At 33.2% G+C, this 14,594-nt stretch carries 15 protein-coding genes and 1 tRNA gene; 10 read left to right on the top strand and 6 right to left on the bottom strand.

Translation table 11 applies throughout. The features are described from left to right. Positions 1 to 3: 3 nt before the first annotated feature. From JS605_RS03775 to JS605_RS03755, 5 genes are all read right to left on the bottom strand, one after another. A complete protein-coding gene (locus JS605_RS03775) occupies positions 4 to 447 on the bottom strand; it encodes a retropepsin-like aspartic protease family protein (RefSeq protein WP_203256329.1) in 444 nt (147 codons plus the stop codon). After that, positions 416 to 2,992, bottom strand: coding sequence for a CHAT domain-containing protein (locus JS605_RS03770; protein ID WP_203256328.1), 2,577 nt, complete (start codon positions 2,990 to 2,992; stop codon positions 416 to 418). The genes JS605_RS03775 and JS605_RS03770 overlap by 32 nt, the downstream gene beginning before the upstream one ends. A gap of 29 nt (positions 2,993 to 3,021) precedes the next feature. Next, positions 3,022 to 4,977, bottom strand: coding sequence for a PKD domain-containing protein (locus JS605_RS03765; protein ID WP_203256327.1), 1,956 nt, complete (start codon positions 4,975 to 4,977; stop codon positions 3,022 to 3,024). Positions 4,978 to 5,283: 306 nt separating this feature from the next. Further along, entirely contained in the window at positions 5,284 to 6,252 is a 969-nt protein-coding gene (locus JS605_RS03760; protein ID WP_203256326.1) for a hypothetical protein, read from the bottom strand. A gap of 89 nt (positions 6,253 to 6,341) precedes the next feature. Then, positions 6,342 to 6,776, bottom strand: a complete 435-nt coding sequence (locus JS605_RS03755; RefSeq protein ID WP_203256325.1) for a hypothetical protein — start codon at positions 6,774 to 6,776, stop codon at positions 6,342 to 6,344. Positions 6,777 to 6,907: 131 nt separating this feature from the next. Between JS605_RS03755 and JS605_RS03750 the strand changes: the two genes are divergently transcribed. From JS605_RS03750 to JS605_RS03705, 10 genes are all read left to right on the top strand, one after another. Then, positions 6,908 to 7,489 carry an RNA polymerase sigma factor gene (locus JS605_RS03750; protein WP_203256324.1) on the top strand — a complete coding sequence of 194 codons (582 nt, stop codon included), beginning with the start codon at positions 6,908 to 6,910 and terminating at the stop codon, positions 7,487 to 7,489. 5 nt (positions 7,490 to 7,494) lie between these two features. Then, positions 7,495 to 8,241, top strand: a complete 747-nt coding sequence (locus JS605_RS03745; RefSeq protein WP_203256323.1) for a tetratricopeptide repeat protein — start codon at positions 7,495 to 7,497, stop codon at positions 8,239 to 8,241. A 128-nt stretch (positions 8,242 to 8,369) separates the two neighbouring features. Continuing rightward, positions 8,370 to 9,137 (top strand): TatD family hydrolase, encoded by a 768-nt coding sequence (locus tag JS605_RS03740; protein WP_203256322.1) that lies wholly within the window; start codon positions 8,370 to 8,372, stop codon positions 9,135 to 9,137. Next, complete coding sequence (locus tag JS605_RS03735) at positions 9,134 to 10,165, top strand: asparaginase (RefSeq protein WP_203256321.1); 1,032 nt, start codon at positions 9,134 to 9,136, stop codon at positions 10,163 to 10,165. Before JS605_RS03740 ends, JS605_RS03735 begins: the two co-directional genes overlap by 4 nt. Positions 10,166 to 10,240: 75 nt before the next feature. Next, positions 10,241 to 10,328: transfer RNA gene (locus JS605_RS03730), tRNA-Ser, on the top strand. Positions 10,329 to 10,403: 75 nt separating this feature from the next. Beyond that, a complete protein-coding gene (locus tag JS605_RS03725; RefSeq protein ID WP_203256320.1) occupies positions 10,404 to 11,177 on the top strand; it encodes a MotA/TolQ/ExbB proton channel family protein in 774 nt (257 codons plus the stop codon). A gap of 21 nt (positions 11,178 to 11,198) precedes the next feature. Beyond that, positions 11,199 to 11,633, top strand: a complete 435-nt coding sequence (locus tag JS605_RS03720; protein WP_203256319.1) for a hypothetical protein — start codon at positions 11,199 to 11,201, stop codon at positions 11,631 to 11,633. A 2-nt stretch (positions 11,634 to 11,635) separates the two neighbouring features. Continuing rightward, positions 11,636 to 12,244, top strand: a complete 609-nt coding sequence (locus JS605_RS03715; RefSeq protein WP_203256318.1) for an ExbD/TolR family protein — start codon at positions 11,636 to 11,638, stop codon at positions 12,242 to 12,244. Between the two features lie 15 nt (positions 12,245 to 12,259). Beyond that, on the top strand, positions 12,260 to 12,739 hold the full coding sequence (locus tag JS605_RS03710) for an ExbD/TolR family protein (RefSeq protein ID WP_203256317.1): 480 nt from the start codon (positions 12,260 to 12,262) through the stop codon (positions 12,737 to 12,739). A 138-nt stretch (positions 12,740 to 12,877) separates the two neighbouring features. After that, entirely contained in the window at positions 12,878 to 13,318 is a 441-nt protein-coding gene (locus tag JS605_RS03705; protein ID WP_203256316.1) for a LexA family protein, read from the top strand. Positions 13,319 to 13,382: 64 nt separating this feature from the next. On the opposite strand, the gene odhB is transcribed toward JS605_RS03705, so the two are convergent. Beyond that, positions 13,383 to 14,594 carry a 2-oxoglutarate dehydrogenase complex dihydrolipoyllysine-residue succinyltransferase gene (gene odhB / locus JS605_RS03700; protein WP_203256315.1) on the bottom strand — a complete coding sequence of 404 codons (1,212 nt, stop codon included), beginning with the start codon at positions 14,592 to 14,594 and terminating at the stop codon, positions 13,383 to 13,385.

Genomic DNA, 14,594 nt, shown 5'->3' with positions numbered 1-14,594 from the left:
AAATTACAGTTTTAAATATAGATATTTTTTCTCATAGTCAATTACAGCTTTTCCTTTTTTCAAAATATCTGCACCAATAATACCATCAACAGGTTTTGAGTTGTGATTTGTTAAGGCAGTATTTACATGAACTAAATTGAATAAAACCAAAACTACTTTATCGTGATGCCATTTGCCAATTTTCACTTTATTTTTTTTAGACATTTTGGTTTCCATATCAGTGGCACCAGCGCCAGCAGCTAAAATATTTGAATCTTTAACTTTAAGTTTAAAAGTTTCAGTGCCTTCAAAACCAACACAAGAACTTGATGCACCTGTATCAAGAATAAAATTTCCTTTTACACCATTAATAGCAGCCTTAATTTCAAAATGGTTGGTTTTAGTGAGCTTTAATTTGATTTTGATATAACCTTTTTCAAGAAGAAATTCCTGTAGTGTTTTTTCCATGAGAGCGCATAAATTTAAAAAGTAAAGGTACTATAATCAAAATAGAAATAATTCCTAAAACGATATAGGGTGTATGTATTGATGTGTTTTTTGGAACAATTTCTCCATAATACAAAAATGCACCCCAATAATAAGGCGATTTTTTAGCGTTACTAATGTCTTTATCCTTTAAGTAATCTAGTTTTGATTGTTGGTTTGAGGTATGCGCTGATTGGTTTTCGCTGTAATTTTTATAAAATGATGTCATTAATTTAGAGGTAGCCAAGTCATTAATTTGCCATAAAGAGAATAATACATTTTTCGCCCCAGCATACTGAAAACCACGGGCAATACTCATAGCGCCCTCACCCTTTAAAAGCTTGCCTATTCCCGTTTCGCAAGCACTTAATACTACTAAGTTAGAGCTAAAATCCATGCTATACAGTTCGTTAATATAAAGGGTGTCATCGTAAAAATCAATACTAGCAGGAGTTATAGAACTACCACTACTTGCATGGGTAGAAATATGTACTATACCATATTTTGCAGCTTTAGTTAAAAAACTACTTTTTGTAGCATGTTTATGCATCAATACTGTAGATGGTATTGTATTGCTGATGGCTTTGGCTTCATTTATAGAATAGTTTAATGCTCTATCTGTACCTTCAAAAACAGGGAAAAAGCCTAAAAGGTCGTTATTCGTTACCGTTTGGATATCAGTTGCATAAAAAAACATACTGGAATTGTATACAATACGTTTCTGTTTTATCAAAAAGGGCATTTTTGAAAATGATATGGTTTGGGTTGGTTGGGTAAGTAGTGTTTCAAAAGGTACAAAATTTAATATGCCATCAGGGATAAGAATTACGTTTTGTTCACTGGGAATAGTATCCAGTTTTAGTAGTTTAAATAGGTTGAATGCACTTTCAGTAAATTTTGGGATAGCATTATTTATTTTAGATGCGTTATCAAAAAAATGAATGTAATCTACAATATGGTTTTGGATTTTTGAGGTTATGTTTATAGAATTGATTAAAATGTCTTCAGGAGATACTACAAATTGATAAATGGTATGTTTTCCATAGAAATACTCTACTAAGAGAGATTGGTCTTCTACTAATTTTTTTTGTACATCTTCAATCGATACATAACTCTTATAATCTATATGTTTTTTTAAAGTTAGTTGTTTTATAGTGTTTAGCTGTAGGCTTATTTCTATTAGTTTTTTGTTTAAACTATTGATTTTTGAAACTCTATTTTTACCCAATTGTTCTTTAATAAGAAGACCTGTATGGTGTTCTTGTTGTCTTAAAAGATTATATTCTTTAATTAACAGGCTGTCATTAGGATGTTTTTGTAAGTATAATTTCTTTTGAAAAATCTCCTTTAAGGTAGAGGCTCTACTATTTTCAGAATATTCTAACGCTTTAAAAATGTAGGTTTTATTTCTTGTGTTCTGATAAAGTTGATAGAGTAGGTCTATGCACTTTTCACTACGTATTTTATGATTGGTTTGATTGAGGTGCTTAGACTCTTGCGAAGTCCAAGTATTACGTAATAAATTGGATACGTAAATGCTTAAATCATAATATTTTAAGGCATTGATAGGACTCGATTGAATCTCTGCGTACAAATCAAAAATATCAATAAACGTATTTTCAGCATAAACGTCTTCTGTTTTTGGTACGTTACCAGTTTGGAAATCTGGAATTAAAATTTTTAGCGCACTGTTTAAGCTATTAAGTACTTTAGTGTTTTGTTTTAACAATACATAAAGTTGTGCTTCTTCAACCAGATGTTTGGCTAAATCCCGTTTAGATAGTTGTTTATTAGAAAGGCGTTTGGCTTTAAGAGCATTAAAAGCGTTTAAAGCTGCTATATAATTTTGATTTTTTAGGGCTATTTTATATTTCTTTTCATCATCATCTAGCCGAATAGGAATTTCATCATTTCTTTCTATTTGTCCAGAAGCAATTTTACTGTTAGCATTTATAGAAATTAGCTTTTGTTTTTGGTTAGTTTGAAGTTTGTCGTGCTTTAAATAATCTGAAGTAAGTTTAATAGCAGCCTCGTATTTACTAATGGTGTAGTATAGTTGGGCAAGATTAATGATACCGCTTACTTTTTGTGTGTTATTTTTTTTTGCTTCAGCTAAAACAATGTATTGTTTAATAATGTTTTCAGCATTGGTATAATTGCCTGTTTTGGTGTAGAGGTTGCCTAGGGGGATTAAGCAGCTTTCTACAATATCAAAATTTGAAATTTTTGAAAGTTGATGGTTTTTAAAACGTTTTAGAGCGTTTTCATAGGTTAAAATAGCTGCTTCTAAACGCGAATTCTGGTCTAAAAAATAACCTTTGTGGCATTGTAAAAATACTAGGGCTAATTGTTCATCTTGGGTTTTTACCAAACTTTTAAATTTGGCTTCTTGTTGATGTATTGTTTTATATGATACATTGTTTGGGTTTTCAATAAATGCTTCTGTTGCTACGTAAATCTGTTCTTCTAGGTTTTGAGAAAAACTCATAGAGCTAAAAACCAGAAAAAGAGTCCATAGTTTGTGCATAAGGTAAGCTTTTTAGTGGGTCTTAGGCTTTAAAATTTCCAAATAGCATAAAATTGCCAGTAATTGAAATTATCCTCAAAATTAAGGATATAGCGTGCGCCCAGACTTGGTCCAATTCTTGCAAAACCAGCAGTGGCTTCAAATAATATCCCTGTACGTAAATTGGTAAACGAGTTTGTTTGTTTGCTTATTTCTTCATTACTATTAAATATTGGAGCGTCTGGTGATATGCCCTCAAATTGCTCAATTAATACAGTATTGTTACTTTTTTCATTAACCGAAATAGTATTTTGCAATCCTGCACCCAATCCTATATAGTTATTTATATTGTATCTCAGCATTACAGGGATGTCTAAGTCAATATTTTCGTAAGAGGTGTAAGTAGTTGTGCGTTGTCTAAACCTAAAGCCTTGTTCGCTTATAATTTCTTCGGCTACCTGAGTGTTACTGTTGTAAGAATGCAAATTACTCATTAGTTCTACTTGCCAATACCATCTGAACGCTTTATAGGGAGATAGTGTAGCACCTATAAAATAGCTTTCAGAGTTTTTTAAATCTGAAAAATGATTATATCCCGCTTTGACACCAATTGAAATGCCTGGCAAAAACCTAGTCGTAGAATAATTAGTGATAATTGGTTCGTTTTTGTCAAAAATAATAGCAGTTCTACTTTTGGTTTTTTTCTTATGGAAATCCTTAGCAAATTTTATGTTATACTTTACGAAACCTTTGGTAGAATCGTACACTTTTACATTTTTCTGTTCGCTCCCAGGAAGGTAAATATTTTTAAAGGTAAAAATGGCTTGGGTATTTGTAAATGTGGTGTCCAAACAACTATATGCTACTTCGTATTTGGGGCATATTTCACATTTTGGATACATATCAGTTACTTTTAAAGTAGATTTATCCAGCATTTCAGGGATATCCGTCTCTAATCTTATGGTTTTTGCAGGCCCCTCTCCGTTGTTTTGAAATTTAATCTTGTATTTTAAAGTTTTGAATCTAACAAAGCGGTAATTCATAAACGTACCGTTGGATGACATTTTATTAGGATCATGAGATGTAACTATTTCCATTTCCATATCCTTTATCTTATGATTATCATAATTAGAATCGGGTACATAGATGCCTCTTACAGAGATAATGGCGCTTGTATCCTTTACCATTTCGGGCGTGGTTTCAAAACTAAAAAACACATTGCGTTCTTCATTTGGAGACATGTTGTCAAACTCTAAGATACTCCAGTTTTTGTAATAGGCTTTAGATTCGGCAATGGTTAAGGGCAAGTTGGTATGGTCTGTAGAATCTTGGGCGATAACCCTTAAATTCAAAAAAGAATTGTCTGTTGAGGCAAGAAGAGTATTGTCCTCCGCATCAATTTTATCCGTATAGGCAAATGCCGATGTGCTTATGTCTTTTTCATTATAGTACGTTCGCGTATCTTTTAACACAAAATTATCAGCGCTAAACTTTTGTTCATTATAGAATATGTATAGTTTTCCTTTTGTGGTATAATCTTTTATGTTTTTATACCGCATTACGGTAACAATATCCTGAGATGGTACCGGTTCTCGGTTTCTTATTAAATCAAAATCGGTATCCATAGAGGCCATATCGTTAGAAGCTGATGACACTGAATTGATGGCGATTTTTTTTGGACGTGTTGTTGGCGGTTTTCCTGTATCATAATTATTAGTGGCCCATAATCTTACCTCATAATTACCTTTGGTTTTATAGGTGTGCTTAGGATTTTTTTCCTTGCTGTAATGCCCATCACCAAACTCCCAAAAAAAAGTATAAAATGCTTTTGGGGCTCCTGCTATTTGATTTAAGGTAGGTGTCTCAGGAGTGAAAATAACGCTATTATCTATGGTTTTGGCTTTAATAGTTGCAATGCGTGATAATGTATCGCCCTCAATAATTTCTTGACCAAAAACAGAACATGTGCTAAGACATAGGGCAAAAAGAAATAAGAGGTATTTCATAGAAACTAAGATTTACAAGGTTTAAATATATATAAAAGTGAGCACTTGTGTTTTGGTTAAAAACATAGGCTAGTGTAAATTTGAAACGATAAATAAAATGTTTGCCGTAAGGATTGCTACAATACAAATAGCAAGAATCGATATGGGAGCATTTTTTTTCATTACAATAATTAAGTTTACACCTTTATATCAAGAAAGAACGTATTTTGTTACCCCAGAAAACCAAAAAAACCAGAAACTTGGGAGGTCTCTGGCTTTTGTAAGTAGGTTAATAATTTAGGGCAACCATAATAAATTAGTCACGCATTAAGGTAAATTGTTTATTATTACAGTTAATTCTTCTTCAGTAGCTACTGCCGTATCACCTTCTGTAAATGTGATGATATCATTTTCGCTAATAGTTACCGCTTTAATAGCATACTTCCAGTTGTCTCCTTCTTCTGTAGCAAAGATGATATGGCATTCTAAACCAATAGGGATTTGTCCGTAATGCTCACTAAATAGTCCAGTGCCAGCATCATATGTGTCCAAGTATGCTAATCCGGTATTCTCACCGTCATAAGAAATATAAACAGCACTATTGGTATTGTTATATCCGTTAGGCACAGCTACTAAAATTGTAGTTTTGGGTCTTGGGTCGTTGTAAAAACGATCAACGTTAGACCATCCAAAGGATTGAAAAAATCCAACATATTCGTTGCCTTCAACAAATAAACGCCCTTGCCCAGTATTATCTTCTTCTTGGTTCCAAACTATGTTGCCATTAGCTTCTATTTCGCCTTCCCAAAGAGTCATGTCGTTATCTGCACCACCAGTTAAATCAGTAGGTATCATCATTTGAAAACCACAAGAAGTCTCTAAAACCTCTCCGTTTTGTGTGGCATTTACATAAAACTCACCACCAGAAACCAACATAGCTTTATCGCCATTTGGTAAAGCTCCCATGGTGGATTTATTGGTAGTTAACATATTACCTTTGTCAAAAAGTTCCACAAATTCCAAATCTACGTTTCCACTTACAGCATTTCCGTTTAATGTTAAACAAGTAGCATTAATATAAATTTGCACACCTTTTTCTGAGGTAAGGTTAATGCTACCATCATCAGTATTAAACGTAAAGTTTTGTGTTAGGTTTTCTAGTGCTGTGTCTTTTAAGGCGTTAAAATCTTCTGCCGATGGACGAATTATAATGTCGTTATCATCTGATGTCTCGCAGCTTGTAGTAATTAAAGCTGTCATAAATACTATTCCTAAAATTCTTTTAAAAGCATTCATAATAAATTGGGTTTTAAAGTTATTGTTCAAGTTTAAATCAACAGGGCAACAATTTTGTTACCCTGTTTTTGTAAAAATTTTTAAAGTTTTTATTGTTGAGGTTGACTGATAATGATTTTTGATACTATGGTATCACCAGAAGCCACAAGTGCAATCATTTTATGTGCGTAAGCCTCAGATGAAGAATACCCTTTGGCTGTACCTGTCGCGGTTTTAACTTCCCAGAAATAGTTTCTTTTAGCATTTATTTCAGATTTTAATACAAAGAAACTTTTGATTTCTGTTCCCGTAACGATCTCTCCAGAACTAGATAAAGCAATCATTTTTTTAGCTTGTTCTAGAGACAAAGACGTTCCAGAGTATTTACCTTTGGTTGTTTCGACTTTCCACTCAAAAACTTGAGCGATGTTATGTTTTGTAATTACAACTTCATTTAAGGTATTAATATGCTTGTTGTTGTTGGTAGCATTTAAATTTAACATTGATAACACTACGGTTGCGATAATAAAAATTGATTTTTTCATGATGTTTATATTTTTAATTAAATGTTTACGTTGTCATTATTGACACTTACGCCCTTATATCAACACCACTTAAAATTTGTTACCCTGTTATTTCAAAAGTTTTTTACTTTAGTAGCAAATACAAGGGGTTTATGACCGAAAAAAAAACTCACGAAGACCAGAAGTACATCAACGGATTGCTTCAAAACAACTCATTTGTGATACAATCTATTTATGATAGGTTTGTGCCCAAAGTGGTAAATTATATTAAACAGAATAGTGGCAGTGCGGATGAAGCCCAAGATATAGTTCAGGATACTTTAATTACTATTTATAATCAAGCCAGCGAGAAAGGATTGCGGTTAACCTGTCCGTTTGATGCTTATTTCTTTTTGCTCTGTAAGCGTAAGTGGCTTAATGTTATAAAAAAAACTTCTAATAAGGAGGTAACAATTAACGAAGAGGTGTTATCTAAAGGAGACGAGGCCCAAGAACTAGCTTTTGAAACGTCTATGTTTGGAGATAAACAGGAGCTTTTTAAAGAGATGTTTAACAAACTAGGAACTGCCTGTAAAGATTTGTTGAATGCAACATTTAAAATAAAATCTATGGAAGAAGTTGCAAAAAGTTTAGGTGTAAGCTATGCTTACGCCAGAAAAAAGAAATCTTTATGCATAGGTAAATTAACAGCATTGGTTCAAGGCTCGCCTAAATTTAACCACCTTAAATCGTAACTGTTATGGATGAGAAAAATTACATATTGTTTGAAGCTTATTTGTCTCAGGAATTATCCAAAGACGAAACATTAGATTTTGAAGAAAGATTAAGTACAGATCCAGAATTTAAACAAACATTCAATACTTATAAGGAGTTGTCTTCATTTTTGGAGCACAAGATTGGTAATGAAGAAAAATCAAATGCGTTTCAAAAGAATTTGAAGAAAATTTCTGAAGCACATTTCGCATCAACGGAAAAAACGTCCAATCCAAAAAAAACAACAAAAGTGTATCCTTTAATGAAATATTTGGTGGCTGCATCAGTAGCTGTGTTGTTTGGCGTCTTTACATTCAACCAGTTTTCCATGCCAACCTATGAGGATTACGCAACCTATGATAATGTGAGTTTTACGGTTAGGGGAGAAAATAACACGTTGCTTAAAACTGCGGAAAATGCTTTTAATACGAAAGATTTTCCTGCTGCAGAAAAAGCGTTTAAGCAATTAATTGCCGCTGATGAAAATAATACAGAATTAAAGTTATACAGAGCTATCACAAATATTGAATTAAATAATTTTGAACTAGCTGATGCTATTTTAAACAACTTAAAAGAAGGATATTCTGTTTATAAAAACAAAGCACTATGGTACTTGGCCATGAGTAAATTAAAACAGGAAGATTACAACAACGCTTTAGAGGTTTTAAAAAGTATTCCAGAGCATGCTGAGGATTACAACCAAGCTCAAAAGTTAATTAAAAAAATAGATTAGTTTATTTATCTCAGGGTGACTAATTAAGCATGTAAACTAATATAAATAGTGATTTATGCTTAAAAGTTGAAGATGTTTTAATTTATGTAGATTCAAAGAATTCGTGTCAAAAAAACTATTTTTACGACATGATTATTACGGACACCCATACCCACTTATATAGTGAAGCATTTGATGAAGATAGGCATAGCATGATACAACGAGCGATAGGCCTTGGAGTATCTCGGTTTTTTATTCCAGCTATTGATTCTACATATACAAAAGCTATGTTTCAGCTAGAAAAAGATTTTCCCGAACATGTTTTTTTAATGATGGGGCTACACCCAACGCATGTAAAGGATAATTATAAGGATGAGCTAAAACATGTTGAGGAACTATTGTCGAAGCGACAATTTTATGCGATTGGAGAGATAGGTATAGATTTGTATTGGGATACCTCTACATTGGATATCCAAAAAGAAGCATTTAAATACCAAATACGGCTTGCGAAAAAATATCAATTACCTATTGTAATTCATTGTAGGGATGCTTTTGATGAAATTTTTGAAGTTTTAGAGACTGAAGCTGATGATAATTTGTTTGGTGTTTTTCATTGCTTTACAGGCACAATAGAAGAAGCCCATAGAGCAATATCATATAATATGAAATTGGGAATTGGCGGTGTTGTAACTTTTAAGAATGGTAAAATAGACCAGTTTTTAAATCAAATTGATTTAAGGCATATTGTTTTAGAAACAGATGCACCTTATTTGTCTCCAGTGCCGTACAGAGGAAAACGAAATGAAAGTGCCTACATAACACATGTTCTTGAAAAATTATCAGACATATATAATGTACCTAAAAGGGACATTGCGAAAATCACAACTCAAAATTCAAAAGATGTTTTTAAAATATGAGTGATAAAAAGCCTAATATTTTACTAGTATATACGGGAGGCACAATAGGCATGGTAAAAGATGCTGAAACAGGAGCTTTGCATGCATTTAATTTTAATAATTTATTAAAGCAAATACCAGAACTCAAATTATTGGATTGCAAGATAGAGACCACATCTTTTAAGAATCCTATAGATTCGAGTAATATGAATCCAGAATATTGGGTGCAAATTGTAGATACTATAGAGCGTTATTACGATGCGTTTGATGGTTTTGTGGTGCTTCATGGCAGTGATACGATGAGCTATACAGCATCGGCAATTAGTTTTATGTTGGAAAATTTATCAAAACCAGTTGTTTTTACAGGAGCCCAATTACCTATCGGGGACTTAAGAACAGATGCTAAAGAAAATTTAATTACCTCAATTCAAATTGCTTCATTACAAGAGAATAATGTACCAATAATTAAAGAAGTGTGTTTGTATTTTGAATACAAGCTTTACAGAGGTAATCGTACCACAAAAATAAATGCTGAGCATTTTCAAGCATTTAATTCTTTAAATTACCCATATTTAGCCGAATCAGGGGTGCACTTAAAAGTAAAGCATGAGTACTTATTAAGACCTACGCTTAACAGCACCTTTAAAGTACACAGAAAACTCGATAACAATATTGCATTGCTTAAGCTTTTTCCGGGCATTACACCATCTTATTTAAACAATGTGCTTAATACTCCAAATTTGAAGGCTTTAATTTTAGAAACCTACGGATCTGGAAATTGTACAACTGATACATGGTTTCTTGAAGCATTAAAAGAAGCAATATCTAATAATATACATATTATCAACGTTACGCAATGTGTTGGAGGAGGCGTAAATATGGGACAATATGAAACTAGTAATCATTTAAAACATATAGGAGTAATATCTGGAAAAGATATGACTACTGAATCTGCAATAGCTAAAACAATGTACTTGTTGGGCAAGTTAGAATCTCCAGAATTGTTTAAAAATAAGTTTGAAATACCGCTTAGAGGAGAAATAGCCTAAAATTAATTAGAAAGGTTTCATTGTTTGGTTTTTTTTTTGTTATTTGCTCACCCTTAAAAATTACGATTAAGCCACAGAGAGGTGGCCGAGTGGTCGAAGGCGCACGCCTGGAAAGTGTGTATACCTCAAAAGGGTATCGAGGGTTCGAATCCCTTCCTCTCTGCTCAATTATATTTAATATTTAATTGTATTTTTTATATCTTTAACACTTTAACTAATAAAATTAAGATTTTAGAACATGAAAAGATTATTTTCTATCCTTGCCATTACAGGAATGATGGTGTTTGGAACAGCAAATGCAACTACTAGCGCAACGGTAAATACTGCAGCTACAACAGTTGTAACTACTCAAGAGACCGATGATGCAGCGCCTGCTGAGGAACTTGGTTTTCATCAAGGATTAAAAAAGCGTTTTATTGAAGGAGGTCCAGGATTTATGGGCATTGTATTGTTGTGTTTAATTCTTGGATTAGCAATTGCTATTGAGAGAATTATCTTTTTAAACCTTTCAACAACCAACACAAAAAAATTAACTCAAAATGTAGAAGATGCATTAGCCTCTGGAGGTGTTGAAGCTGCTAAGGAGGTATGTAGAAATACTAAAGGGCCAATCGCTTCTATCTTTTATCAAGGTTTAGACAGAACTGATGAGGGTATTGAAGCTGCAGAAAAAGCTGTGGTTGCTTATGGTGGTGTTCAAATGGGACAATTAGAGAAAAATGTGTCTTGGATATCTTTATTTATTGCATTAGCACCAATGCTTGGTTTCATGGGTACGGTAATAGGTATGATTCAAGCATTTGATAAAATTGAAGCCGCTGGAGACATGAACCCTTCACTTGTAGCAGGAGGTATTAAAGTAGCACTTTTAACAACTGTATTCGGTCTTATAGTAGCAATTATTCTTCAAATATTTTACAATTACATTATTGCTAAAATAGATAGCATCGTTAATGATATGGAAGATTCTTCTATTTCTTTAATGGATATGCTTATCAAACACAAAAAGTAATAATTTAAAATTGTAACTATTATGAAAAAAATATTAACCATAGTATTAGCAGTTGTTGGAATTCTTTCTATAGCATTTCTGGCAATGATAATATCAGCAGGTGATGAAGCCGTAAAAGCAGGAGAAGCTAGTGGATCGGTTGATTCTATCATGTTTGTAGCCTACATCATACTAGGATTGATTGTTGCGTTTGTTGTAATATTTAGTTTAAAGAATATTTTAACAAATCCTGATACCCTTAAAAGCACGTTAAGAAGCTTAGGTATATTTGCGTTGTTGGCAATCATTTGTTACTTCGGTCTTGCAAAAGGAGTAGAAACACCTCTTAAAGATGGAGGAACATTATCAGCGAGTGGATCAAAATTATTAGGAGCAGGGTTATATCTGTTTTATTTCTTAATCTTAATTGCTGGAGCATCAATGTTGTTTTATGGAGTTAAAAAAATGATTAAATAATTATGGCAAAACGAGCAGCACCTGAAGTTAATGCAGGCTCAATGGCCGACATTGCCTTCTTATTATTAATATTTTTCTTGGTAACAACAACCATTGAGAAGGATTCGGGAATTAACCGAAAACTACCTCCAATGGAAGATAATACTGAGCCTCCAATAATTAAACAGAAAAATATTTTTACGGTATTGGTAAACAAACAAGATCAATTACTTGTTGAAGATGAGCCAATGGAGATTAAAGATTTAAGAAAAGCCGCAAGGGAATTTTTAGATAATAATGGAGATGGATCATGTGGTTTTTGTAAAGGAGCTAAAGATCCAAAATCGTCTGATAATCCTGATAAAGCTATTATTTCTTTAAAGAACGATCGAGAGACGTCTTATGCAGCGTACATAGCAGTACAAAACGAGTTGGTAGCTGCTTATAATGAACTAAGAAATAGAAGAGCATTAGAACTTGGAGCCTCTCAAGGATTTCCTAATATGAACTATATTGAGATGAACCAATTGCATGACGATGTAAGATGGAGCGGAAATAAAACAAAGTTGAAGAAGCTTATCGATAAGATAAAAGTTGAGATTCCTCAAAAGCTTTCGGAAGTAGTTGAATAAATAAAACTTAAAGATATGTCTAAGTTTAAAAAGAAAAAAGATGGAGGGCTTGCGCCAATTAATACTGCATCTTTACCAGATATTGTTTTCATGTTATTATTCTTCTTTATGGTGGCTACTGTGATGAGAGAAGATACGCTTAAAGTAAAAAATACGCTACCTTTAGCAGATCAAGTTGAAAAGTTGGATAAGAAGAACCCAGTGAGCTACATTTACATGGGGAAACCTAGTGAAAACTATAAGAAGTATGGTACTGAAGCTAGAATTCAGCTTAATGATGATTTTGCATCAGTAAGTGATGTTGCAGCTTTTATTGCTGCAGAACGAGCTGCGTTAAGAGAAGAACTTATTCCTTTTTTAACGGTTTCTCTTAAAGTTGATAAAGATGCAAACATGGGAATTGTTGGTGATGTAAAGCAAGAGCTTAGAAGAGTAAATGCTTTAAAAATAAACTATACTACTGGTACAGGAGATGCATTAACCAACATGGAATAAAAAAATAATCTTATAATTTTATAAAAGTCAAGATTTAATATCTTGACTTTTTTTTATCCCATTATAAATCGACTGCTAGTTATTAGGCATAATATTTACTAACTTTATAGAATAATTTTAGTTAGAATTTAATATAACATGTTATTACACAAGTCTAAAAGCCTTACCTTTTTTAACCCTCAAATTTTAAATAATTCTGGTACTACTTTTTTTGATATGGGTATCTCTGCTGGATTTCCTTCTCCTGCAGATGACTTTAAAGAACAACGATTATCTTTAGATAGAGAACTTATTAAAAATAAGGAAGCTACTTTTTTTGCCCGAGTAAGTGGGCAATCTATGATAGGAGCAGGACTAGATGACAACGATTTGTTAGTTATAGATAGAAGTTTGGAACCTAAACATGGTAAAATTGCTGTATGTTTTTTAGATGGGGAATTTACCGTAAAACGATTAAAGGTAGAAAAGAGTGGTATTTGGTTACAACCTGAGAATCCAGATTATTCCCCCATAAAAGTAACGGAAGAGAATCATTTTGTTATTTGGGGAATAGTAACTAATGTGATAAAAAAAGTATAATGTTAAAATATAAAAGGCGAAACATTTATCTTGTTTCGCCTTTTTTGTAAAACTATATGGATTCTTATAGCTCTAAGGCTTTTTTGATATCGTTATCCATTAATAGTTCTGTTGGATTTTCAAGAGCTTCTTTAACAGCAACTAAGAAGCCTACACTTTCTTTTCCATCTATAATCCTATGGTCATAGGATAGAGCCACATACATTATTGGTCTAATTTCTACCTTGCCATCAATTGCCACAGGGCGCTCAACAATATTGTGCATTCCTAAAATTCCACTTTGTGGAGGATTAATAATTGGTGTAGATAACATACTTCCAAATACCCCACCATTTGTAATGGTAAATGTACCTCCAGTCATTTCATCAACAGTAATTTCTCCTTCTCTAGCACGAATAGCTAAACGTTTCACTTCAGATTCTACACCTCTAAAGCTTAAATTTTCGGCATTTCTTATAACAGGAACCATTAAGCCTTTAGGTCCAGAAACCGCAATGCTAATATCACAGAAATCATAAGAAATCATTTCCTTACCATCAATCATGGAATTTACAGCAGGGTACATTTTAAGTGCCCTAACTACTGCCAAAGTAAAGAAACTCATAAACCCTAAGCTAACTCCATGTTTAGTTTTAAAGGTTTCTTTATATTCTTTTCTGAGTTCAAAAATAGGAGACATGTCAACCTCATTAAACGTAGTTAACATTGCCGTTGTGTTTTTGGCCTCAACCAAGCGCTCTGCTACTTTACGGCGCAACATGGACATTTTACTACGTGAAGAACCACGACTGCCACCAGAAGGTGTTCCCATAGAAGGTACAGCCTTTACAGCATCTTCTTTTGTAACCCTTCCGTCTTTGCCAGTGCCCTTTATTGCGGCGGCATCCATACCTTTTTCTGCAAGAATCTTTTTAGCTGCTGGACTAGCGCTACCTGTTGCATACGTTTTTGCTTCAGGGGCTGGTGCTGCTTTTGTTTCAGTTTTTGGTGCTTCTTCTTTTTTCTCTTCTTTTGGAGCGTCTCCTCCTTCTGGTTTTGCTGCACTTGTATCAATATGACAAACTACTGCTCCTACGGCAACAGCATCACCTTCTTCAGCTTTTAATGTAATAGTACCACTAGCTTCAGCTGGAAGTTCTAATGTGGCTTTGTCACTATCTACTTCAGCAATAGCTTGATCTTTTTCAACATAATCCCCATCTTCTACTAACCATTCAGCAATCTCTACTTCAGTAATAGATTCTCCTGGAGACGGTACTTTCATTTCTAAAATCAT

The sequence above is a fragment of the Hyunsoonleella ulvae genome, assembly GCF_016827605.1.
In the GTDB taxonomy this organism is placed as follows: domain Bacteria; phylum Bacteroidota; class Bacteroidia; order Flavobacteriales; family Flavobacteriaceae; genus Jejuia; species Jejuia ulvae.
Note: the sequence above shows the minus strand (reverse complement) of the source record. Positions and strands in the feature narration are given on the sequence as shown.